Origin of the sequence: Nocardia abscessus (assembly GCF_015477775.1) — a bacterium.
Classification (GTDB): Bacteria; Actinomycetota; Actinomycetes; order Mycobacteriales; family Mycobacteriaceae; genus Nocardia; species Nocardia abscessus_A.
The window spans coordinates 544,554-565,312 of record NZ_JADLQO010000002.1; the positions used below are offsets into that span (position 1 = coordinate 544,554).

At 68.9% G+C, this 20,759-nt stretch carries 24 protein-coding genes; 8 read left to right on the top strand and 16 right to left on the bottom strand.

Going from position 1 to position 20,759, the window contains the following annotated elements; translation table 11 throughout:
* Window positions 1–206: 206 nt before the first annotated feature.
* A complete protein-coding gene (locus IU450_RS08175; RefSeq protein WP_195149144.1) occupies window positions 207–830 on the bottom strand; it encodes a TIGR03085 family metal-binding protein in 624 nt (207 codons plus the stop codon).
* Between the two features lie 441 nt (window positions 831–1,271).
* On the opposite strand from IU450_RS08175, the gene IU450_RS08180 reads away from it, so the two are divergent.
* Both IU450_RS08180 and IU450_RS08185 read left to right on the top strand, forming a co-directional pair.
* Window positions 1,272–1,652, top strand: a complete 381-nt coding sequence (locus IU450_RS08180) for a DUF4189 domain-containing protein (protein ID WP_043694762.1) — start codon at window positions 1,272–1,274, stop codon at window positions 1,650–1,652.
* Between the two features lie 29 nt (window positions 1,653–1,681).
* Window positions 1,682–2,239 (top strand): hypothetical protein, encoded by a 558-nt coding sequence (locus IU450_RS08185; RefSeq protein WP_195149145.1) that lies wholly within the window; start codon window positions 1,682–1,684, stop codon window positions 2,237–2,239.
* A 65-nt stretch (window positions 2,240–2,304) separates the two neighbouring features.
* Here the strand turns inward: IU450_RS08185 and IU450_RS08190 are convergent, their stop codons facing one another.
* Together IU450_RS08190 and dapA are read right to left on the bottom strand one after the other, a co-directional pair.
* Window positions 2,305–4,128 (bottom strand): ribonuclease J, encoded by a 1,824-nt coding sequence (locus IU450_RS08190; protein WP_416382855.1) that lies wholly within the window; start codon window positions 4,126–4,128, stop codon window positions 2,305–2,307.
* Between the two features lie 161 nt (window positions 4,129–4,289).
* Window positions 4,290–5,198, bottom strand: coding sequence for a 4-hydroxy-tetrahydrodipicolinate synthase (gene dapA, locus IU450_RS08195; RefSeq protein ID WP_195149146.1), 909 nt, complete (start codon window positions 5,196–5,198; stop codon window positions 4,290–4,292).
* Between the two features lie 148 nt (window positions 5,199–5,346).
* Between dapA and IU450_RS08200 the strand changes: the two genes are divergently transcribed.
* The gene (locus tag IU450_RS08200) at window positions 5,347–5,790 is read left to right on the top strand and encodes a hypothetical protein (RefSeq protein ID WP_195149147.1); all 444 of its coding nucleotides are present in this window, start codon (window positions 5,347–5,349) and stop codon (window positions 5,788–5,790) included.
* A gap of 10 nt (window positions 5,791–5,800) precedes the next feature.
* Here the strand turns inward: IU450_RS08200 and IU450_RS08205 are convergent, their stop codons facing one another.
* From IU450_RS08205 to IU450_RS08230, 6 genes are all read right to left on the bottom strand, one after another.
* Window positions 5,801–7,000, bottom strand: coding sequence for a winged helix-turn-helix domain-containing protein (locus tag IU450_RS08205; RefSeq protein ID WP_195149148.1), 1,200 nt, complete (start codon window positions 6,998–7,000; stop codon window positions 5,801–5,803).
* Window positions 7,001–7,421: 421 nt separating this feature from the next.
* Window positions 7,422–8,441: a hypothetical protein gene (locus IU450_RS08210; protein ID WP_195149149.1), complete on the bottom strand. Its 1,020-nt coding sequence runs from the start codon at window positions 8,439–8,441 to the stop codon at window positions 7,422–7,424.
* Complete coding sequence (locus tag IU450_RS08215) at window positions 8,434–9,726, bottom strand: ATP-binding protein (RefSeq protein WP_195149150.1); 1,293 nt, start codon at window positions 9,724–9,726, stop codon at window positions 8,434–8,436. Before IU450_RS08215 ends, IU450_RS08210 begins: the two co-directional genes overlap by 8 nt.
* Window positions 9,723–10,442, bottom strand: coding sequence for a response regulator (locus IU450_RS08220; protein ID WP_416382846.1), 720 nt, complete (start codon window positions 10,440–10,442; stop codon window positions 9,723–9,725). Before IU450_RS08220 ends, IU450_RS08215 begins: the two co-directional genes overlap by 4 nt.
* Window positions 10,443–10,828: 386 nt before the next feature.
* Entirely contained in the window at window positions 10,829–10,990 is a 162-nt protein-coding gene (locus IU450_RS08225) for a hypothetical protein (protein WP_195149152.1), read from the bottom strand.
* A 2-nt stretch (window positions 10,991–10,992) separates the two neighbouring features.
* A complete protein-coding gene (locus IU450_RS08230) occupies window positions 10,993–11,268 on the bottom strand; it encodes a hypothetical protein (protein ID WP_195149153.1) in 276 nt (91 codons plus the stop codon).
* Between the two features lie 171 nt (window positions 11,269–11,439).
* Here IU450_RS08230 and IU450_RS08235 point away from each other — a divergent pair, with 171 nt between their 5' ends.
* Window positions 11,440–12,594, top strand: a complete 1,155-nt coding sequence (locus tag IU450_RS08235; RefSeq protein WP_195149154.1) for a helix-turn-helix domain-containing protein — start codon at window positions 11,440–11,442, stop codon at window positions 12,592–12,594.
* Window positions 12,595–12,887: 293 nt separating this feature from the next.
* Window positions 12,888–13,667, top strand: a complete 780-nt coding sequence (locus IU450_RS08240) for a hypothetical protein (protein WP_195149155.1) — start codon at window positions 12,888–12,890, stop codon at window positions 13,665–13,667.
* On the opposite strand, the gene IU450_RS08245 is transcribed toward IU450_RS08240, so the two are convergent.
* The 5 genes from IU450_RS08245 to IU450_RS08265 all read right to left on the bottom strand — a co-directional run bounded on the left by IU450_RS08245 (window position 13,646) and on the right by IU450_RS08265 (window position 16,984).
* Entirely contained in the window at window positions 13,646–14,638 is a 993-nt protein-coding gene (locus IU450_RS08245; protein ID WP_195149156.1) for a hypothetical protein, read from the bottom strand. The two genes, IU450_RS08240 and IU450_RS08245, sit on opposite strands and share 22 nt — an antisense overlap.
* Before the next feature lie 29 nt (window positions 14,639–14,667).
* Window positions 14,668–15,120 carry a flavodoxin family protein gene (locus IU450_RS08250; RefSeq protein ID WP_195095707.1) on the bottom strand — a complete coding sequence of 151 codons (453 nt, stop codon included), beginning with the start codon at window positions 15,118–15,120 and terminating at the stop codon, window positions 14,668–14,670.
* 26 nt (window positions 15,121–15,146) lie between these two features.
* On the bottom strand, window positions 15,147–15,647 hold the full coding sequence (locus tag IU450_RS08255; RefSeq protein WP_181720483.1) for a hypothetical protein: 501 nt from the start codon (window positions 15,645–15,647) through the stop codon (window positions 15,147–15,149).
* A gap of 52 nt (window positions 15,648–15,699) precedes the next feature.
* Window positions 15,700–16,446 carry a 4-hydroxy-tetrahydrodipicolinate reductase gene (dapB, locus tag IU450_RS08260; protein ID WP_195149157.1) on the bottom strand — a complete coding sequence of 249 codons (747 nt, stop codon included), beginning with the start codon at window positions 16,444–16,446 and terminating at the stop codon, window positions 15,700–15,702.
* 91 nt (window positions 16,447–16,537) lie between these two features.
* Window positions 16,538–16,984 (bottom strand): hypothetical protein, encoded by a 447-nt coding sequence (locus IU450_RS08265; protein WP_195149158.1) that lies wholly within the window; start codon window positions 16,982–16,984, stop codon window positions 16,538–16,540.
* 75 nt (window positions 16,985–17,059) lie between these two features.
* On the opposite strand from IU450_RS08265, the gene IU450_RS08270 reads away from it, so the two are divergent.
* On the top strand, window positions 17,060–17,494 hold the full coding sequence (locus IU450_RS08270; protein ID WP_195149159.1) for a MarR family winged helix-turn-helix transcriptional regulator: 435 nt from the start codon (window positions 17,060–17,062) through the stop codon (window positions 17,492–17,494).
* Window positions 17,495–17,528: 34 nt separating this feature from the next.
* On the opposite strand, the gene IU450_RS08275 is transcribed toward IU450_RS08270, so the two are convergent.
* The gene (locus IU450_RS08275) at window positions 17,529–18,641 is read right to left on the bottom strand and encodes an alcohol dehydrogenase catalytic domain-containing protein (protein ID WP_195149160.1); all 1,113 of its coding nucleotides are present in this window, start codon (window positions 18,639–18,641) and stop codon (window positions 17,529–17,531) included.
* A 160-nt stretch (window positions 18,642–18,801) separates the two neighbouring features.
* On the opposite strand from IU450_RS08275, the gene IU450_RS08280 reads away from it, so the two are divergent.
* Complete coding sequence (locus IU450_RS08280; RefSeq protein WP_195149586.1) at window positions 18,802–19,191, top strand: VOC family protein; 390 nt, start codon at window positions 18,802–18,804, stop codon at window positions 19,189–19,191.
* 64 nt (window positions 19,192–19,255) lie between these two features.
* Window positions 19,256–19,648 (top strand): DUF4440 domain-containing protein, encoded by a 393-nt coding sequence (locus IU450_RS08285; RefSeq protein ID WP_195149161.1) that lies wholly within the window; start codon window positions 19,256–19,258, stop codon window positions 19,646–19,648.
* A gap of 362 nt (window positions 19,649–20,010) precedes the next feature.
* On the opposite strand, the gene IU450_RS08290 is transcribed toward IU450_RS08285, so the two are convergent.
* Window positions 20,011–20,499 carry an FBP domain-containing protein gene (locus IU450_RS08290; RefSeq protein ID WP_195149162.1) on the bottom strand — a complete coding sequence of 163 codons (489 nt, stop codon included), beginning with the start codon at window positions 20,497–20,499 and terminating at the stop codon, window positions 20,011–20,013.
* Between the last annotated feature and the right edge of the window lie 260 nt (window positions 20,500–20,759).

Below are 20,759 nucleotides of genomic sequence, written 5' to 3' on the forward strand. Positions count from 1 at the left end.
GCCTCCGCGCGCTTTCGCGCCGGTCGCGACCTTCCCCGCCGTGCAACGGCACTTGGTTCGACAGGCGGATCCGGATGTGCGCGCCTGGCCGCGATCGAGGTGCGGACAGCGTGACGCTCTGTTCAGCGCCAGGATTCGGAGCCGGGATCCGGTCGACGTCCGGAGCGGAGAGGGTGGGGGACGTCGCGCCGCAGGCACGGCACATATCAGACCGATCGGTCTGCCTCCAGGACGGCGCGGACGGACTCGGGCGATCCGGTGGTCTCCAGCCGGACTTCGTCCCGGCCGAAGGCGTGCAGCACCAGTTCCGAGGGCTTCCCGGTCAGCGTAACGACATCGGCGCCGCCCGACCCCACCACGACCTTCCTGCCGTCGGGCGTCACCAGTTCGACGGTGACCGGCGCCTTGCGGTAGGCCATCCTGGCCATCTTGCGCAGCACCGACCACAGCTGGTCCTCGTCGGCCGCGGACAGGTCGCGCGGTTGCCAACCGGCCTCGGCCCGGCGCACGTCCTCGTGGTGGACGAACATCTCCGACAGATTGACCACCGCGTCCACCGGTCGCAACGGCGACCACCACGGCGGACCGGTACGCACCTGGTCCAGCAGCTCCGGGAACGGCTTGCGCGCCGCCTTCGCCTGCACCCGGTCGAGATACCCGGCCAGCGGCCGCAACAGGATGCCGGGCGCGGCGTCGGGGCGCCGTTCGCGAACCACCAAGTGCGCGGCGAGGTCCCGCACCGTCCACGTGCCGCAGAGCGTCCGCGCGTCCGGGCCCGCGGCCTCCATCGCCTCGACGAGCCCCCTGCGTTCCCGCTGTGCCATAGTCACACCCCGAACATACCGACCACCCGGCCACGCCGCCGCGCGGCGCGAGGTATCGCGGAAGCGGCAATCGCGGCGCATACCGCCCTCCCTCGCCAGAGCTTCCGCAATGGCGCCGACCGGCGGCCGCCCCGGCGCAGCACGAATCGTCGGGCCGAAGCGCAATGGCGTTGTTGTTCACGGACTTTCACCAGTCGCGCGAGCACCGGGACTCCGGTATCCGGGTTGCGGGAGGCGTCACCGTGGGCCACACTGGATGCGATGCTCGCTGCGCGATCGGCCGCGCGTCCATACTGCCGCCCGTTCATACTGCCGCGCGTTCATACCACGGAGCTCGTGACTCCCCCAGCCGGGAAATCTCCGGCTAGCGTAATGAGAGTCGGCTCTGTACCTTGTCACTCGGTCCATCGGGTCGTGGGCCTCATGACAAGAAGGGGCAAATCCTCCGTGAAGAAGTTTGCTACCGGTGTTGCCGCGCTCGCGGCGGTGGGTTCCGCGCTGGCCGTCAGCGCGCCCACCGCGCACGCCTACACCAACAATTACGGCGCGATCGCGCTGTCCACCTCCACCGGTTTGATCGGGTACTCCTACGACTACCCGAACTCGTCCGCCGCGCAGCAGCGCGCCGTGAGCTCCTGCGGCGCCGCCGACTGCCAATCGGTGGTCTGGTTCCGCAACGGTTGCGGCGCCGTGGCGTACTCCAGCGGCAGCGGCAGCTGGAGCTGGGGGTATGCGTCGTCGCGGCGCAGCGCGCAGAGCCAAGCCCTGCGGCACAACGATTCCGATGCCTACATCGTGCACTGGAACTGCACGTCCAACCACGGCTGATGCCCGGAATACGAGACGAAGGAAACATCGTGAAGCATCGCATTTTCCGGACCGCCGTGGCCGTCGTCCTCACCGCAGCGGCCTGCTCGCTGACCGCCTGCGCCTCGGGCGACGACTCCTCGTCCCCGAGCACCAGCGCCAATCCCAGCCACGCGGCGGGTGAACTGGAGGGCGGCTCGGACAAGGGCGACAAGGAGACCGGCTCCGCGCCGACCACCCCGTCCTCGCCCGCGCTGGCCAAGCCCTCCGTGCAGCAGCTGAACGAGCGGCTGCAGAAGGCGTTCGATCCGAACGTGCCGAACGCGGAGAAGATCAGCTGGATCCAGGCCGCCGAGCAGGATCCCTACCTGGTCGCCAACCTCGTCGACGCCGCCAAGAAGCAGAAGGTCGCCGTCGAGGTCACCAACGTGGGCGACCCGAAGGACGGCAAGCTCAAGGCCGACGCCAAGGTCACCATCGACGGCACCCCGGTGGACGACGCGTTCATCCAGTTCGTCTCCGAGGGCGGCCAGTGGAAGGTCGACCACACCTTCGCCTGCAACATCGTCAAGAGCGCGAAGATCGAGTCCGCGGCCTGCCAGGAGTAAGCCCGCCACTCGCGTGAAAAGCGCCGGACAGCTGAGCTGTCCGGCGCTTTTTCGTGGTCCGGAGGTCAGACGCCGATGACGGTCGGCACGATCATCGGGCGACGACGATAGGTCTCGGCCACCCAGCGGCCGACGACACGGCGCACGCCCTGCGCGATCCGGTGGGTGTCGGTGACGCCCTCGCCCGCCAGCCGCAGCAGTTCGGCTTCCACCAGTTCCGCCGCGTCGAGCAGCGCGGTCGGATCGTCGGAGAAGCCGCGTCCGCTGAGTTCCGGAGTGCTCACCGCCTTGCCGGTGGTCTCGTCGATGGCGACGGTGATCGAGATGAAACCGCCCTCGCCGAGCACCAGCCGGTCCGACAGCGTCGACTCCCCGACATCGCCCACCGACAGCCCGTCGACGTACACGTGGCCCACCGGCACCCGGCCGACAACCGAGGCGATGCCGTCGACCAGGTCGACCACCACGCCGTCCTCGGCGAGCACCACCCGCTCCTGCGGCACGCCGGTGGCCACCGCCAGCGCGGCGTTCGCGCGCAGGTGCCGCCACTCGCCGTGCACCGGCATCGCATTGGTTGGGCGCACCGCGTTGTACAGGTACAGCAGTTCACCCGCCGAGGCGTGCCCGGAGACGTGCACCTTCGCGTTCTGCTGGGTGATCACCGTGGCCCCGAGCCGAGCCAGGCCGTTGACCACCGCGAACACCGAGTTCTCGTTGCCGGGTATGAGCGAGGACGCCAGCACCACCAGGTCGTCGGGGCGGATGTTGATCTGCCGGTGGTCACCGCGCGCCATCCGCGACAGCGCCGACAGCGGCTCGCCCTGCGAACCCGTGGAGATCAGCACCAGGCGGTGGCCGGGCAGGGTCGCGGCGACATCGAGGTCGACGACCACGCCCTCCGGCACGGTGAGATAGCCCAGATCCTGGGCGATCTGCATGTTGCGGACCATCGAGCGGCCGACGAAGCACACCCGTCGCCCGTACTTCTGGGCCACGTCGACGACCTGCTGGATGCGGTGCACGTGACTGGCGAAGGACGCGACGATCACCCGGCCGCGCGCCTTGCCGATGACCGAGTCCAGCACGCCACCGATCTCGCGCTCGGGCGTGACGAAGCCGGGGACCTCGGCATTGGTGGAGTCCACCAGGAACAAGTCGACGCCCTCGTCACCGAGCCGGGAGAATCCGGCCAGGTCGGTGAGCCGCCCGTCCAGCGGAAGCTGGTCGAGCTTGATGTCACCGGTGTGCAGGGCCACGCCGGCCGGAGTGCGGATGGCGACGGCGAGCGCATCGGGAATGGAGTGATTGACCGCGAAGTATTCACAGCCGAACGGGCCGTGCGTGGTGTGCTGCCCCTCGGTCACCTCGACCAGCTTCGGATGCAGGCGGTGTTCCCGGCACTTCGCGGCGACCAGCGCGAGAGTGAACTTCGAGCCGACGACCGGGATGTCGGGCCGCAGCCGCAGCAGGAACGGCACCGCGCCGATGTGGTCCTCGTGGCCGTGGGTGAGCACGACGGCGACCACGTCGTCCATCCGGTTCTCGATGGGACGGAAGTCCGGCAGGATCAGATCGACACCGGGCTGCTGGTCCTCCGGGAACAGCACGCCGCAGTCCACGATCAGCAGTTTGCCGCCGTACTCGAAAATGGTCATGTTGCGGCCGATCTCGCCGATGCCGCCGAGGGCGAACACGCGCAGGCCGTTCTGGGGCAGGGCAGGCGGGGCGCCGAGGCGGTCGTGCGCGGCGATCGGATCCGCCTGCGGCGGCGGCTCTTCGGCCCGCCGGACCCCGGACTGCGCACGTCCACGGCCCGCTCGCCGCGGCGCCGCATCCTGCGTCCTCGACGCCCGGCGCGCCTGCGCGGGCGCGGGATCCGCGGCCCGCACGACGGACTCGGCGTTCACGGTGGTCTCGTCGAGCGCGGGCTCGGGCAGCGCGATGGTCTCCGGCGACTCGGCCCGCGTCACCTGCTCCGCAGGAGCGGAGGGGGCGGGCGCTCCCGCGGGGCGGGAGGAGCTGCGACGGCGGCGACGGGATAGGGGCTCGCTCACGAAAGCACTCCGACCGCTCGCAGGTCCGCGGCGAGCATCTCGATTTGCTCGCCGGTCGGCATCAGCTGCGGAAGTCGTGGCTCACCGACTTCGATGCCGAGCAGCCGCAGTCCGCCCTTGCTCATCGCGACGCCGCCCAGCCTGGCCATCGCGGCGTGCAGCGGCAGCAGCGTGGTGTTGATCTCGCGGGCGCGCACCACCTCGCCCGCCGTATACGCCTCCAGCAGCGCGCGCAGCCGTTCGGGCGCGAGATGCCCGATGACGCTGATGAAGCCGGCCGCGCCGACCGACAGCCAGGGCAGGTTGAGCGCGTCGTCGCCGGAGTAGAAGGTCAGGCCGGTGCTCGCGATGAGTTCGGCGCCCATGTTCAGATCGCCCTTGGCGTCCTTGACCGCGACGATGCGCGGGTGCTCGGCGAGCTTGCGGATGGTGTCGCTGGCGATCGGCACCACCGACCGTCCCGGGATGTCGTAGAGGGTGACCGGCAGGTCGGTCGCGTCGGCGACGGCGGTGAAGTGGGCGAGCAGTCCCTCCTGGGAGGGCCGCGAGTAGTAGGGCGTCACCACGAGCAAACCGTGTGCACCCGCCCGCTGCGCGTTGCGCGCGAGCTCGATCGAATGCGCCGTGTCGTAGGTACCCGCCCCCGCGATCACGGTCGCGCGCGCGCCCACGGCGTCGACGACGGCGCGCAGCAAGTCCGCCTTCTCCGATTCGGTGGTGGTCGGCGATTCACCGGTGGTACCCGAGATCGCGAGCAGGTCGACGCCGCGGTCGATCAGGCGGGCCGCGAGCGCGACCCCGGCATCGACGTCGAGCTTGCCGTCGGCACTGAAGGGGGTCACCATCGCGACACCTACCGTGCCGGACGCACGCAGCTCCGTTGGCGTCGATTCACCGTTCTTCATGGTCAGAAAGGCTACCCGGTCTGGGACACGCCCTCGACACCGTCGTCGGCGATCAGGCCGCAACAAAGACGCGAATCCATATCGGCGACGCTACGATGATGTCAAATCGCCGCTTGCTCGACATCAATAATGGCGTCACACTGACATCATGGATCTGAACAAGTACACCAGCCGGTTGCGCGAGAACCTGATCGCCGCCGCGGCGCTCGGCGACGAGAAGACCCAGGCCACGGCGGCGGCACTGGCCGCGGCGACGGAGGGGCCGGCCCGCCTGATGCTGCTCGCCGCGCTGTCGGACCTCGCCGCCGAGGTCAGCGCCGCGCTCGGCGACCGAACGGTGCACGTGTCGGTGGACGGCACGGACGCCGCGATCGATGTGCGCAAGAGCACGGTCGGCGACGAGCCACCCACCTTCGAGGAGATGACCGGAGACATCAGCAGGGTCACGTTACGACTGGTGGAGCAGATGAAGGCACGCGCGGAAGAGGCTGCCGCACAGAGCGGTCAGTCCCTGAACTCGTGGCTGTCGAGCGCCGTCCACGGCGCCTTGCGCGACCAGATGCGCGGGTACGGGCCCAAACGCGACAGCTGACCCAGTCGCGCTACAGCAACGCGGCGAGATTGCCGCGATCGCCCACGGCGACCTCGTCCAGCTCGAGCCAATCGGCCAGCTCGCGCAGCGCGCCACCGAGGGCGTGGGCGGTGGCCGGGGTGTCGTAGCCGGGTTCGGCGAACACCGCAGGCACCGACAACCGGCCGTTCGCACGCTCCGCGCGCAAGTCCACGCGGCCCACGAGCTCACCGTCGAGCAGGAACGGGAAGACGTAATAGCCGTGCACCCGTTTGTGTTCGGGGGTGTAGATCTCGATGCGGTAGTGGAAGTCGAAAATCCGCTCGGTGCGGGCCCGGAAGAAGATGAGCGGGTCGAACGGGCACAACAGCGCGGCGCCTTCGACACGGCGCGGTGTGGGTGCGCCCGCCCGCAAGTAGGCCGGTTTATCCCAGCCCGCCACCTCCACCGGGATCAACTCGCCCGCGTCCACCAGATCGGCGATGGCGGGCTCGGTCTGGGTGCGGTGCAGGCGGTAGTAGTCGCGCAGGTCCGCTTCGGTGCCGATGCCGTGCGCGGTGGCCGCGCGCAGCACCAACTCCCGGATGGCGTCCTGCTCGGACACCTCGCGCGCCAGCACCTCCGGCGGCAACACCCGTTCGGTCAGGTCGTAGTGCCTGGTGAACCCGACGCGGGTGGCCACGGACAGGGCGCCCGCCGCGAAAAGCTGCTCGCAGATCATCTTCGTGTCGCTGAGATTCCACCAGGAGCCCTTCGGCCGCGGCTTGTCCAGCTCGAGATGGCGCTCCACCTCGCCCGCGGTGGCCGCCCCCACCGCGGTGATCACATCCAGGATGTCCTTGCCCAGCGTGGGATTGCGCTCGACCACCTTGCGCATACCGGACCAGCGCCCGTGCTCGTACTGCCGCATGCGCCAACGCAGCAACGGCCAGTCCTCGACCGGGATGAGCGCGGCCTCGTGCGCCCAGTATTCGACGAGCGCCCGCGGCCGCCGGGTGCCATTGCTCCACGCGGCCTGATCCAACAGGGTGCGGTCGTAGGGACCGATCCGGCTGAACACGGGAGCGTAATGCGCCCGCACCACCGCCGACACCGAATCCAGCTGCAGCAGCTGAGTTCGGTCCAATACTCCGAGCACCGTCCGCCGTGTGACCCGACCGGGCCTGCGCGCCCCGAAACCCTGCGCCGCCAACGCCGTTCGCCGCGCCGCCGCCGCACCCATCTTCCGCATGGGGCAACGATGCCATGAGCCACCGACAGGGTTGGTTTTCCAGCGCCTTCGGCGCCGGGTGTTCGCGGCCCCTTTGTGGCTCGCGTTTGCGCGACCGCCGCTTGCTCCTTCGTCGCCTACGCGGCGGCCGCGCAAACGCGAGCCGGGCCGCGAACGGCGCATGCTAGGTCTCGCTTCGCTCGGAACCGGGAGCTGAGCCAATGTGGTTGCGTCGGGCCGGAGCGTGTCGCCTGAATCCGCGATGGCAGGGGAAGGCCACTGATCATCGATCCGCCGAGGCACGAGCGCGTGTGGTTAGAAGTCGTCCGCTACTCCCGGGTGCGGGCGACCAGCTCCCGAAACAGCTCGACCGGCGACGTCGTGAATGCGGACAGCACACGCGCGAGTATCGCCTCGTTCCCCAGGGAGCCGCGTCGGAGACTCAGGTCGAGACGGTGACCGTGCCGGTGGCGTCGATCTCGGTGCGGCGGTCCCGGTCCGAGGCGGTGGCCAGGACGGTGGCCAGGATGCGGCGGCCGGTCGGGAGGATGCGGACGGTGACCGAGCCTTCGTTCGCGGCGTCCAGTTCCCGGGTGGCGGCGGCGATCACCTGCTGGCGTACCCGATGCGGGACGCCGGTGAATCCGCCGTCGTCGAGCAGGATCACCTCGACGCCACGGGAGCGGGCTCCACGGGCGGCGCTGCTGAGCTGGTCGGTGGCCAGCTGCGGGGCTCGCAGACCGTCGCGCAGTTCGGCTTCCAGCAGCCTGCACTGTTCCCGTTCAGCGGCTGTGAGTTCGTCGCCGTCGGCGATGCGTTCCAGGATCGGGCGTGCCACCGCGTCCAACCGAGCCAGCTGACGGGTGCGTTCCCCGTTCTCCGCGGCCATCGCGGCCTCGGCGGCGGCGCGCATGGCCGCTTCCTCGCGCAGCAGCCGCAGCGAACGCTGGGTCGGGCGCATGATCGCCGCGAACAGGGAGACCCCGGCCACCGTTGCCACCGGGACGATGGAACCGACGACGACGCCCACCCGCAGGCCCGCGACCACGCCGACCACGGCGATCACCACGCCGATCCCCGCGACACCGAGCCAAGCGGCGGCGAGCCGTCCGCGCAGCACCAGAACGGCGAGCACATACGACGCGGCGAACGCCGTCCACACCTGCTTCGACCAGCCGTGTTCGACGTCGAACGAGGTCAGGGTCGTGGCGAGCGGCCCGGCGGCGGTGACGAACACGGTGGCGGGCCAGGGCAGCGGATCGTTCGGCGCCACCAGCACCACGACGCCGGCCAGTGCCAGGACGACCAGCGCGGCGACCGCGGCGGCGACCGGTGATTCCGAGAAGTTCCGGATCATGTACAGCACGATGGTGGCTTCGAGGATGACCAGGAACAGCCAGGCCGCCCGGTCGCGCAGCCCCAGCAGATCGCGCAGTCCGAATTCGGTCTCCCGCTCAGCCATGTCCGCCCCACACCAGCGTCACGGTCGTCCCCTCGCCCAGCTCCGATTCCACGAACCCGGCACCGCCCGGCAGCTGACGCATGCGGCCCAGGATGCTCACCGAGATGCCGAGCCGATCGACGGGCACCGCACTCAGGTCGAAACCCGCGCCGTCGTCCCGGAAGACGACTCGAATACCACCCGCGCTGATTGTCACAGTGACGGTGCGGCGCACCTCGCGCCCGGCGACGGTGGCGTGCCGCAAACTGTTGCGCACCGCCTCGGCGAGCGCGGCCGCGATCGTGCTGGCGGCGTCCACCGGCAACTGCAGATCGTCGAATCCGGCCCAGCGGCGGGTCGTGAACCGGATGCCGGGGTTCACCTCGTGCACGGCCGAGCGGAGGAATCCGATGGCCGACTGCGCGTCCAGCCGGTCGGGTTCGGGCTCCCCGACCCGGCACTCGTCGAGTTGTTCCAGCGTCCGTTCGGCCTGGCGGCGCAGTACCGGCGATTCGGTCCCGGCCCGCGAGGCGTCCAGCAGCGTCGACAGCACGGCGTCGTGAATCAACGCGGCGAAGCGCGCGCGTTCCCGCTCCCGGGCCGCCGCACCGGCGACCGCCGCCGCCCGATTGCTCTCGATCGCCGACTCACGATCCACCCGGGCGGCCGCGGCCCTGGCGTAGATCACGCACCACAGGAACAGCGCGCTCAGTCCGGCCGCCCTGGCGAAATCACCGAGCAGCGCGAGCGCTGTGGTGTCGGGCAGCACGACCAGATTCGAAAGCGCGCTGAACGCCGCGCCCACCACCAGGTAGGCGACGGCGAGCGGCGGACGCCACGCGAGCACGGCCGCGAGGACGCCCAGCGCAAGGACCCGGTACAGCCACACCGAGGCCGCGCCTTCGGCATCCGGCACGGCGTACGCGAACGGGACCACCGCCATCGCCCCGAGGAAACTGACCGCCGCCGCCCCGGCGACCCGCTGGATCACGCGCCGGCTCATGCCGACCGAGACGACCGCGAGCACCGGGAACAGCCCGAATGCCAGCACCACCTCGACGACCGTCCACCGGACGGGCACGAAGCGGCTCTGATCGGCGATCTCGGGCAGCTCGACGATCGCGGCGATCACCCCGGCGATGCCGATGGCCAGTCCGAGCCTGCGCAAGATGCGGTCGGCGGCGCCTTCGGAGGCCTTCTCCCTGGACAGCGCGACCACTCCACGGCGCCAACGGCTCGCATGGGGCCGCTCGCGCGGAAGGGAGCGTGAGTGCGGCGGGGCGTCCAGCATGCTGGACGCGATCATCCGCGGGGATGCCGCTCGGGAACCGGCAGCCAGCCGTCCTCCACCGCACGCTTGTACAGGTCGGTCTTGGTCGGCGCCGGACGACCCGCGTCGGCGTACTTCTGCCGGATCCGGCCGAGGTAGTCGTTGACCGTCTGCTCCGACAGGCCGGTCAACCGCGCGACCCTGGATGCCTTCTCGCCGGAGGCGTACAGCATGAGCACTTCTTCCTGGCGCGGACTCAGGCCCACGGTGGACAGTTGTGGGTCGCCGTCGATGGCGGCCGCCCAGTCGGTGGTGACCACCTGCTGGCCGCCGGCCGCACGGCGCACGGCGGCGACGACGGTCGGCACGTCCTCGGATTTGCGCACCACACCCAGTACGCCCGCGCGGGCGGCGGAGCGCACCAGGAAGGCGTTGTCGGCACCGGTGAAGACCAGCACTTCGATGCCGCGGCCGCGCAGGGCCCGCACGTTGTCCTCGGGCGAGGAACCGTCGGCCAGCCGCAGGTCCAGCACCACCAGATCCAGCTTCGGCGCGCCGTCGGTGGCGGCGAGCAGTTCCGGGACGGTGCCCGCGGTCAGCACCAGATCGAGATCGGTCTCCGGCGCAAGCATCGCGGCGAGACCTATCGCGACGGATTCATGGTCCTCGACCAATCCGATCCGGCGCGGCGTGCTCTCGCCCCCTTCGGCCCACGTCACCTGGCTCTCCCATCCCGAGCTACTCGTACACATCCCCACCGCGACAACGATCGCAGACAGTATGCCGGGTAATGGTGCGCGATGGTCAGACACCAGAATTCGGGGGCCTCAGGCCATCAGCCCCGCGGCGAGCGTGGCGCCCAGCTCCCAGCACCGTAGCGGGTCGGGCCAAGCGACAGCGTGCCAGGCATAGCCCGCTGATGTGTGCTCCCTACCTCCGCCACTTCCGAACGTGGTTGAGTCGACCGCGCGACCACATGACTGAAGGGCTATGACATACGTCATTATGGCCCGGACGGTAGCCGTGCCGGAGCCGGGCAGCGGTGAACCACGCCGACGGCGGCGGACCTCGCTACCCTGAAAACGCCGAGGCCCCGGCCGGATAGCTCCCGGCCGGGGTCTCGGTCTGTGTACGTGGTCTAGTAGCCGGGGTGCTCGCCCGGCTCGCCTTCGTCCTCGATGCGCTGCCGGATCGCCTCCACCGTCCGGTCCTTCGGAATGCGCTCGGGCCAGAAGACCACCCCGACTATCACGGCCCCGGGCAGTGCGAAGACCAGCACCCATCCGAGCAAGATCCACATCGTCAGACCTCCGGGTCTCGCACCGAGATCGGCTCCACGTCGATCGTGGTCAGACCACGAAGGACTGCGGTCAGAAGCTCTGCGTCCACCGGTGCGCATGTCGCGGCCGCGACGGCGGCCCTGTCGGCATCCAGTTCGGCGTAGTAGTCCTCCGGGCTGACCGGCCATCCGTCGTTACCGACGAACGACCACGAGCCGTCGTCGTGGTGGATGTAGCCGCGCGGGCCGTCAGTGGGCGCGAGCGCCAGCTTCCGCACATCTTCAGCGGTCCGTCTCACGGGGAGATCCACGGCCGCCTCCTTCCCTTGGTCCGGTTGGAATGCACCCACCGCTGGGGAAGCGCGTTCGGCTCGGCGGCGGGGCTGAAAACGACGCTATGGCCGAAGAATTCGGGCAGGTACCGGATCGCGGTCTACTACCGTCTACAAAGCACGGATACCGTGGAACGTATGGACCCCAACCGGGAGAACGTCACCGGTGAGCAGCTGCGCGCCGCGCGTGAGGCGGCCGGGCTCAGCCTGTCCGGAATGGCCGCGCGCACCCACTACAGCAAGCCGTTGCTGGGTCTGCTTGAGACCGGGCAGCGCACCATCAAGCCCGAGCACGTCCGCGCCTACGCCGATGCGCTGGGAGTCGGATCGGCGCTGTTCGTGGAGCCGCAGGACGTCCAGCAGGCGGCGGCGGAGTGGCTGGCGCGCGTGGCGAGGTCGGACCTGGGTGGGGACACCCTGGAGCGGCTGGAGGCGGCCGTGGATGACCTGGCGTCGGCCTACCCCACCACGCCGCCGGTCGAACTCCTGGTGCGTATCCGGCGGCACCTGGGCTATGCCGGTCGGCTGATGGACGGGCGCATGACCCTGGCCCAGCACCGCCGTCTCCTTACCGTGGTGGCGTGGCTGGCCCTGCTGGGCTCCACCTGCCATATCGACCTCGGGCTGACCACCGACGCCGCCGCGCGGGGACACCTGGCGTGGAAGCTCTCGGAGGAGGCCGGACACCGCGAGATCGCGGCGTGGTGCCTCGAGACCCGGGCCTGGCAGCAGCTCACCGGCGGGGAGTACGCGGCAGCGGCGGATCTAGCCCGCGCAGCGCAATCGCTCGCGCCCGAGAACAGTTCGGCCTACATCCAGGCCACCGCTCAGGAAGGTCGCGCGCTCGCGCGGCTCGGAGACCGCCAGGGCACATACGGAGCGTTGCGCCGGGTGGCGCACCTGGTGTCGGGGCTGAGCATCCCCGATCGGCCCGAACATCACTTCCGGTACGACCCCGCCAAGTCGGACGCCTACGTAGCCACCACGCTCTCCTGGCTGGGTGACCCGGCGGCGGAGTCCTACGCCCGGCACGTGCTGGCCGACCTCACGTCGGCCCCGACCTCCCGGCCGCGCCGCATCGCTATGGCCAACTTGGACCTGGCCCGCGCGCTGGTCGCCGCGGACAAGCCGGAGGAGGCCGCGAGCGTCGCGCTGGAGGCGGTGGAGTCCGGCCGCCTGGTGCACTCGCACTACTGGCGGGTGGCCGAGGTGGTGACGGGGATCGAGGACCAGGGCGCGCCGGACGCTGCCGTGGTGCGCGAAGCGTTCCGGGACCTCTACTCAGCTGTCTGAGCCACAATGCACGCGAAACGTGCTGTGTCCTCGGATATTCCGCAGACAGCACAGCGCCCCGACCCATGAGTCAAGGCGCTGTTGAAGGTCTGACACTTGGGCGCGGCCGGAGGCCTTCACGCTGACCGAGCGCCCTCGCCCATCCTGGGCCCTTGCGAGTCCTTGGATAATGGTTGGCTGTTCTGCCGCTGCCGAGGCTACCGGCCAACCATGCGAAGGCGGAGGAGCAACTGGCGGCGTTCCCACGGAAAACGCGTGCCCGCTGTTCAGCTTCCAACGCCTACCGTGATCGAGTGAGCACCGCCGATGACGCCGCGTCCGAACAAGAACCCGAACGCAACTTGGCCGCAGAGCTGGACGAGGTCCGCAAAACCATCGAGGCTAATCAGCGAGCAGCAGATCGCTTGTGGGTGCCCTCTTCGGTGATCGAGCGCCTGCTGTGGCAGGTATGCGGCGCGTGGGAGACCGTGATCGAGCAGGTCAGGTTCTTCCACTATGTTCTGCACGAGAACCCCCCAATCGAGCCACCATTCCCCCACCCTGATGGGGAGAATGTCGCTCGGGACATGCGGAGGATCGCAAAGAAGACCAACCTTCGGCTGCCCGGCAACACCATCTGGACAGAAGAGTGCAAGCGTGCCAAGGCAATGCGCGACAACCTTGGTCACATGCTGCACTTCAAATCCATTGACGGGACGACGCCCGACCAGTCCGTGACCTTGCTGCGAGTGCCATATCGCGAGCCGGACGAGATGTCGACCAGCAACGGGTGGGCAAGGCATAACCGGGTGACCGTAACCATCACCGAGCAGGAGGCGCGAGAGGTTCTAGCTGGACTGAGCTACGTAAACGACTGCATCTTTGCGCTCCGCAAGTTCGGAATCGAGTTCGCCACATGGCCCGATGGCAGGTCCACGGATAGCGTTCTCGGGCTCGTGCAGTGGTGGCTGGACGACTGGGGTCCGACGCCCGGCGAGGACGGCTGGACCGCTCCCACCATGCGACAACTCCGTATCCGCTCGAAGGCTGAGTTTGATGCGTCGCTACCTCCTCACATGCGTCCAGAGTTCTGATTGTCGGTCAATCTGTACTTGCCAACCTGCGGCAACGGGGGCCAGTCAGACTCCCCGACGACCGCGGCGCCATGCGAATCAACTGCGATACCACCCCAGCCGGTGGTGCCATAACCACATCGGTCCAGGTGAGCACGCGCCCGATTGCGGCGAAGCGAACCCGGAATGGGCATACCGCCCTGTCGCGGTTCCCAATCAGGCTTCGCCATTTCTTCGGCAAGCCACCGCGCGAATTCGCTACTCTTACAAACATATTCATCAACCTCGCTGCGCACGGCCAGTGTCACCTGGTTCCAAAACCATTCGTAGAACTGACGGGCACGCTTAGAGTACTTCTCAAGGAGAGGAAGAAACTCGACGTCTTGCTCCTGCGTCCTGAGGAAGCGTTTTGCAGGACCTCCCCAACTGGAGAACTTGTCCAGCTCCGAGCGTTTGAGTTCAACCGTGTTGATCCACTCCATCCGACCGGGCGGGCGATGGCTCCAAGTCGTCCCGATCGACATCATCGGTGCCGAGTAGTGCACCGTGAAGTTCCGGAGGTCGAACAGGAACTTGATGTCGTCAACGCCGAACAGTTCGGTCACCTTAGGCTCATACGTGCTGACCTCCCAGATCGTTCTGCTGTCGTTCCGGTCGCGCCGCTGTTCATCAGGAAGTCGCTCAGGCCAGACCTTACGATGGGTGCTGCGCTGGACGTCGCGGAGAGTGGCAACCGACGCGACGTAGTTGTGGAACAGGCGCACAGCCTCATGTTCGAACTCATCTGGAAGCTCGTTTACATGCCTGTCGGTACCGACAAACGTCCCAATATGGTCGGACAACTCAGTGCCGTTGGTCGAGAACAATCGCGAGACTCGATTCAGGGCTTCGAGTCGTTCGTGGTGTTCTTTGCCCGGTAGTTCGGCAAGGTGCGCCAGCCGCTCTTCACGCTCCACAGCCCAGTTCGCCTTCCAACTCCGCTGTTCGCTCATTGCCCCACCTCCGGCTGATACAAATCGTCCTATCCCATCAACTGCGCGGCGACCGTCGCGCCGAGTTCCCAGCACGCTTCGAGGTCAGCTTTCGATGGCTTACCCGAGACCACCACGTACTCTGCGGCTTTCACCCACCCCAGCCCGGTTGTGATGGAAGTGACGCCCTTCTCCGCGCCCTCGGTACCTTCGTTGCCGTGGAAGTACGCCCCGAACGGGCGGCCACGGGTCGAATCGAGGCAGGGGTAGTAAATGACATCCAGTCCGTGTTTCAGGCCGCCGCTCATGTACCCGAGGTTGGCCGGGGTGCCGAGCACGTACCCGTCGGCCTCCAGAACGTCCGTCGGCGACAGCGACAGCGCTGCGCGACGCACGACCTCCACGCCCTCGATCTCCGGGTCGGTGGCCCCGGAGACGACGGCCTCGAACATCGCCTGCATATGCGGGGACGGCGTGTGATGGATGATCAGCAACCGGGCCACCCTGCGATGGTATCGGCCCCGCGCGGTCAGAGGGTGTCGCGCTCGTGCCGTTCCAGCGCGACCGCGCGGCGCATGGTCTCGCGGGCTCTGGTGCGGTCACCCGCGTAGTCGTAGGCGCGAGCGAGACGGTAGGAGACGCGCCAATTGTCCGGGTCGGCCTCCCACTCCGCCTTGACCGTCGCGAACAGTTCGTCGGCGGCCGCGCGTTCGATGCGGCCGGACGGGAGGCGGGGCAACGCGGAGGTGTCGAGCTCGAGACCCTCGTCGTGGATGCGCCGCGCGAGGTGCTGATGCGCCAGAGCCGCGCGCACGGTGGCCACGACGATCCACACGCCCAGCAGTGGCAGGATCAGCACGCCCACGCCGATGACGATCGCCGCCACGTCGCCGGAAACGATCAGGCTGACCGCGATCCGGCCGAGCACCAGGAAATAGAAGCCGAGAACCAGGACGAGCGCCGCGATCGGCGCGACCACCTTGACGACGTCCCCGCTGCCCTTCCGATCGGACGGCTCGGAGCCGCTCACGATCGTGCACCGCCGCGGTTCGGCACCGCCGGGCGCGACAGCCGGCGCACGCTCACAGGTCGAGGAACGGGTCGAGTCCGACGGTGAGGCCGGGGCGGTTCGCGATCTCCCGCACGCCGAGCAGCACGCCCGGAGCGAACGACGAGCGGTCGATCGAGTCGTGCCGGATGGTGAGGGTCTCGCCCTGGGTGCCGAACAGCACCTCCTGATGGGCGACCAGACCGGCCAGGCGCACCGAATGCACCCGTACCCCGTCCACGTCGGCGCCGCGCGCGCCCTCGAGTTCGGTGGTGGTCGCGTCGGGGCTGCGGTGCAGTCCCGCCTTGTCCCTGGCCGCGGCGATCAGGCCTGCGGTGCGGTAGGCGGTGCCGGAGGGCGCGTCCGCCTTGTTGGGGTGGTGCAGCTCGATGACCTCCACCGATTCGAAGAACCGGGCGGCCTGCTCGGCGAAGCGCATGGACAGCACCGCGCCGATGGCGAAGTTCGGCGCGATCAGCACGCCGACCTCCGGGCGTCCGGCCAACCAGCCGCGCACCTCGGCCAAGCGGGACTCGTCGAACCCGGTGGTGCCAACCACCGCGTGAATGCCGTACTCCACCAGGAACTTCAGATTCCCCATCACCACGTCCGGGTGGGTGAAGTCGACGACCACCTGCGTATCCGCGGCGGTGAACGAATCCAGCGAATCGTTCTTGTCGACGGCGGCGACCAGTTCCAGGTCCTCCGCGGCCGTCACCGCCGCGCAGATCGCCTGTCCAACCTTGCCACGCGCTCCGAGCACTCCGACCCGAATGGTCACCGCACCTCCTCGTTCCGCTTCGGTCGGGGATCAGCCTAATGGGCCCGGCCGTCCCCACTCCTTCCGCCGCCCGCGCGGGCGAGCGAGCCGCTTATCGCACCGGCTGTGCTGCGCCGACCTCCGCACTCGATGCGCCCGCGAGATTCGCGGCCATCTGTTGCAGCAACCGCATGGTCTCGGCGAACTGCTCGCCGGTGATTCCCTCCGCCATCTGCCGCCTGCGCCGGGCGATCCGGACGAAGGCCTCGTCGTGGGCGACGCGGCCCGCCTCGGTCAGCGACAGCACGCCTTCCTCGTCGGCGACCAACCCGGCGGCGACGAGTTCGGCCAATTCGGTGGGCCATTCGGAGTCGTCGGTCCAGAAGGTGTCGAGCGCGTCGCGGACGTCGTCGGCGCGCTGCGGGCCCTCCGCGAGCGATTGCACGGTCTGCCAGCGCCGGCGGCTGAACCCGCCCGCGGCGAGGTCTTCATCGAAGCGCTGGTTGATCAGTCGATCGAGTTCCACGAGCCAGTAACCGATGCCGCGCTGGATGGCCATCACCACTCCTATACATGCATGTAAACAAGTACATGCACTATGACATATAAATGTCGGATATGACAGAGTAGACGAATGGACGAGCACGATGCCGTCACCGCCGCCGTGGAAGCGGCGATGGCCCGGATCCGGCGCAGGCAGACGCGTGGTGCGCTGAGCGACGGCGCGATCCCCGTGGCGGTGTTCCGCGTGCTGGACGCCGTCGCCGACGGCGCGGCGGACACGGTCGGCGCACTCGCTCCCGCACTCGGCGTCGATCAGCCGAGGGCGAGTCGACTGGTGGCCCAAGCCGTCACCTCCGGCTTACTGGAGCGTGTCGCCGATCAGCGCGACGGACGGCGTTCGGTCCTGCGCCTGACCGCCGCCGGGCGCCGGGCCGTGGCCGAGGCCACAGCAGGCAGGCGCGCCGCCATGGCCGCCGCGATGGCGGACTGGACTTCCGCCGAGCGCGCCGACTTCGCTCGCCTGCTCGAACGATTCGTCGAGAAGATGGACCGGCCTGCCGACTGAGCAGGGATGCTCGGTTACGACCGGCCGAGCCGGATCAGTCGAAGACGATGACCTGACGCAAGGCGTGTCCCGCGGCGAGTTCGTCCATGGCGCGGTTGATTTCGTCGAGTCCGATGTGCGCCGAGACGAGCCGCTCCACCGGCAGACGTCCCGCCCGCCACATGCGGACGTACTCGGGAATGTCCCGGGACGGCACGGCCGAGCCGAGGTAGCTGCCGACGATGGATCGGCCTTGGGCGACCAGGGCCAAGGGCGAGATAGCGGCGCGGGCATCGGGAGCGGGCAATCCGACGGTGACCGTCGTGCCACCGGGCGCGGTCGCGGCGACGGCGGTCTCGAAGGCACGGACGTTGCCCGCGGCCTCGACCACCACCTCCGCCTGCACACCCAGCTCGGCGACCTCGGCCGGGGTATATGCGGCGTGAACGCCCAATTCCCGGGCGAGGGCGAGCTTCTCCGGCACGGTGTCGACCGCGATCACCTCGTGTCCCTCCGCGGCGAGCGACACCGCGACCAGCACCGCCGCCATACCGACGCCGCCGAGACCGACGACCATGATCCGGTCCCCCGTGCCCGGTCGCGCCGAATTCAGCAGGGCGCCACCGCCGGTCAGCACCGCGCAGCCGAGCACGGCCGCGACCTCCGGGGGCACGTCGTCGTCGACGGGGACCACCGACCGGCGATCCACCACCGCGTGCGTGGCGAAAGCGGAAACGCCCAGGTGGTGGTGCACCTCGGCGCCCGCACGGGACAATCGCCGCCCGCCGTTGAGCAATTCACCCGCATTGTTGGCCACACTGCCGGGCACGCAGGGGGTGCGACCGTCGGTCGCGCAACCCGCGCATTCGCCGCAGCGGGGCAGGAAGGTCATGACCACGCGCTGCCCGACCGCGATGTCGCCGTCACCGGGACCGACCGCCTCCACCCGCCCCGCGGCTTCGTGGCCCAGCAGCATGGGCACCGGGCGCACCCGGTTGCCGTCCACCACGGACAGGTCCGAGTGGCACAGCCCCGCCGCCTCGATCCGAACCAGCAGTTCGCCCGGCCCCGGCTCGTGCAGCTCCAGATCGCATACGGTGATCGGCGCCGATTCGGCGAACGGCGCCGGCGCCGCGATCCGCTCCAGGACTGCTCCACGAATCTTCATTCCGCCGACGCTACCGCCCGCACCGGTTCGGGCACATCTCTTCCGGGACTGGCGCGGGCCGCGGACCGGTGTTAGGTTGGCCGACCGTGACGGTGCTCCCGTTGGCCGCCTTGTACCGAGCCCGGGGTCGGGATCGTCACGCACCAGAGGAGAAATTCCACTGTCCGTACGATTCGATCACACCATTGTCGGTTGCCACGACCACCGGGTATCCGCCGCATTCTGGGCGGACATCCTGGGACTGGAAGTCGGAACGCAATGGGGACCGTTCATTCCGCTCTCGCTGCCCGGCGGCGTCACCTTCGACTTCGCGAACGTGCCGCCGCAGGTCACCGAAATCCAGCCTCAGCATTACGCGTTCTTGGTCTCCGAGACCGAATTCGACGCCGCCTACGCCAAGATCCAGCGCGAGCGCCTCGACCATTGGGCCGATCCGCAGCAGCGGCGGCCGGGCGAGATCAACCACAACGACGGCGGTCGCGGCATGTACTTCCTGGATCCCAGCGGTCACTTCCTGGAGCTGATCACCGTTCCGTACGGCGGCTGGTGAGCCGACTGGCGTTCGAGATCCGGGCTCGAAGCTGACGAACGGCCGCAGGCGTACGATGCCGCGAATGGGTGTCGATCTGGTCGACGCGGTCGAGCGGTTGCACGCCGACCTCGCGACATGGCTGGGCTCGCCAGCGCAGGCCGAGGTGTTCGAGCGGTTCGCGGCGGCGCAGCACGAGCGGTTCAGCATGGTGACGACCGGCGGCGAAGTGCTGGGACGCAGTGCGCTGATCACGAGTGTCCGTGGCGCGCGTAACGCCGTGCCCGGGTTGTCCATCGACGTCTCGGACGTCGAAGAACTGCTGCGGTCCGGCGGCATCGCGGTCGTGCGCTTCCTGGAGACGCACCGGGCGGCCGGAAACGTCACTCGCCGCCGCGTGACGGCCGTGCTGACCACCGACGACCCGGAGGGAGTCCGCTGGCTGACGGTGCACGAAACCGAGGACGCACCGGGCTGAGCATTCCCAGCACCGGGACATGCGTGCGATGCCCGTATCCCGGCGATCATCGCCCCGCTCACCGCCGACGCGGAAGCGATACCCGATCTGCCCGATCTGGTTCCTGGCGCGCCGAGCTTCCGGGAGGTATGGGCACTCCCGCACTCGGACACGGCGAGCCAGCGCGTGCGTAGCCGTGGTTCCTCGCCGGACGGGACGGTCCGGCCGATCCGGGCCTACTCGACCGGCGAGGAACTACGGCCACCCCGAGCGCAGTCGGGTGACTCGGGGTGACTCGACCGTGCGGTCCTCGAGTATCGGCACATGGCATCTACCTCCGTTCGGGCGGGCAGCGCGGCGGCTGCCTGGTGGGGGGTGAGGGATCAGGCGTAGAGCTTCGCCAGGAACGTGGTCATGTTCTCGCGCACCCGCTCGATCTTCTCCTCGGGCGTGAGGTCTTCGCGGTACCGGCTGCCGAGCGCGGGCCGCTTCTTGTTGCGCGCGTACAGCGAGCAGGCGAGATCGGTGCACATGTAGGTGCCGACCGAGTTACCCCGGCGCCCGGATTCTCCGGCTTTGTGCGCGGTCATCAGCGAGACCCCGCCGCCGGTGTGGGTGGTCAGGCAGATCGTGCACATCTGCGCCCGGCCGGTGCCACCGGTGGGATAGCGCAGCGCGACGCCGACCAGGCGGTCTTCCCGCGGAACGATCAGGTAGCCACGCCCTGGCAAGGACGGATCGCTCCAGCCCAGGAAGTCCAGGTCGGCCCAGGGCCGCTCGGCCAGGTCCCGCGGCACGGGCAGCCGCTTGGCGTCTCCTTTCGAACAGTTGACGAACGACGACCTGATGTCGCGCTCGGTGACGGGTTCCATGATCGGATCTCCTTCGTCGATCGGTGGGCAAACCTCAGCGACATTACGGTCCCACCGGGGCCGCAACAACGGATTTTCTCGGTGTCGCGCCCCCGGATTCACGCACCCCCGCAGCGCTGTGGCGCGACCACGAAAGCACGGCCGCAAGTCACCGGGTGCATGTCGGATCCGATTGGTGTACGTTGCTGTTTGTAAATGATGATTAGCTGCTCAGGTGGGGCCAGTGCAGCACGTCGCGAGGGTCAGTGGTGGGCGAAACG

Bases quoted from the DNA above. Each gene is read 5' to 3' on its own strand.
- IU450_RS08210 (WP_195149149.1), bottom strand. From the start codon at position 8,441: ATGGCTGAGCGGGAGACCGAATTCGGACTGCGCGATCTGCTGGGGCTG.
- IU450_RS08225 (WP_195149152.1), bottom strand. From the start codon at position 10,990: ATGTGGATCTTGCTCGGATGGGTGCTGGTCTTCGCACTGCCCGGGGCC.
- IU450_RS08205 (WP_195149148.1), bottom strand. From the start codon at position 7,000: ATGCGGAAGATGGGTGCGGCGGCGGCGCGGCGAACGGCGTTGGCGGCG.
- IU450_RS08215 (WP_195149150.1), bottom strand. From the start codon at position 9,726: ATGATCGCGTCCAGCATGCTGGACGCCCCGCCGCACTCACGCTCCCTT.
- IU450_RS08245 (WP_195149156.1), bottom strand. From the start codon at position 14,638: ATGAGCGAACAGCGGAGTTGGAAGGCGAACTGGGCTGTGGAGCGTGAA.
- IU450_RS08270 (WP_195149159.1), top strand. From the start codon at position 17,060: ATGGACGAGCACGATGCCGTCACCGCCGCCGTGGAAGCGGCGATGGCC.
- IU450_RS08275 (WP_195149160.1), bottom strand. From the start codon at position 18,641: ATGAAGATTCGTGGAGCAGTCCTGGAGCGGATCGCGGCGCCGGCGCCG.
- IU450_RS08220 (WP_416382846.1), bottom strand. From the start codon at position 10,442: ATGTGTACGAGTAGCTCGGGATGGGAGAGCCAGGTGACGTGGGCCGAA.
- IU450_RS08200 (WP_195149147.1), top strand. From the start codon at position 5,347: ATGGATCTGAACAAGTACACCAGCCGGTTGCGCGAGAACCTGATCGCC.
- IU450_RS08290 (WP_195149162.1), bottom strand. From the start codon at position 20,499: ATGGAACCCGTCACCGAGCGCGACATCAGGTCGTCGTTCGTCAACTGT.
- IU450_RS08265 (WP_195149158.1), bottom strand. From the start codon at position 16,984: ATGGCCATCCAGCGCGGCATCGGTTACTGGCTCGTGGAACTCGATCGA.
- IU450_RS08285 (WP_195149161.1), top strand. From the start codon at position 19,256: ATGGGTGTCGATCTGGTCGACGCGGTCGAGCGGTTGCACGCCGACCTC.
- dapA (WP_195149146.1), bottom strand. From the start codon at position 5,198: ATGAAGAACGGTGAATCGACGCCAACGGAGCTGCGTGCGTCCGGCACG.
- IU450_RS08235 (WP_195149154.1), top strand. From the start codon at position 11,440: ATGGACCCCAACCGGGAGAACGTCACCGGTGAGCAGCTGCGCGCCGCG.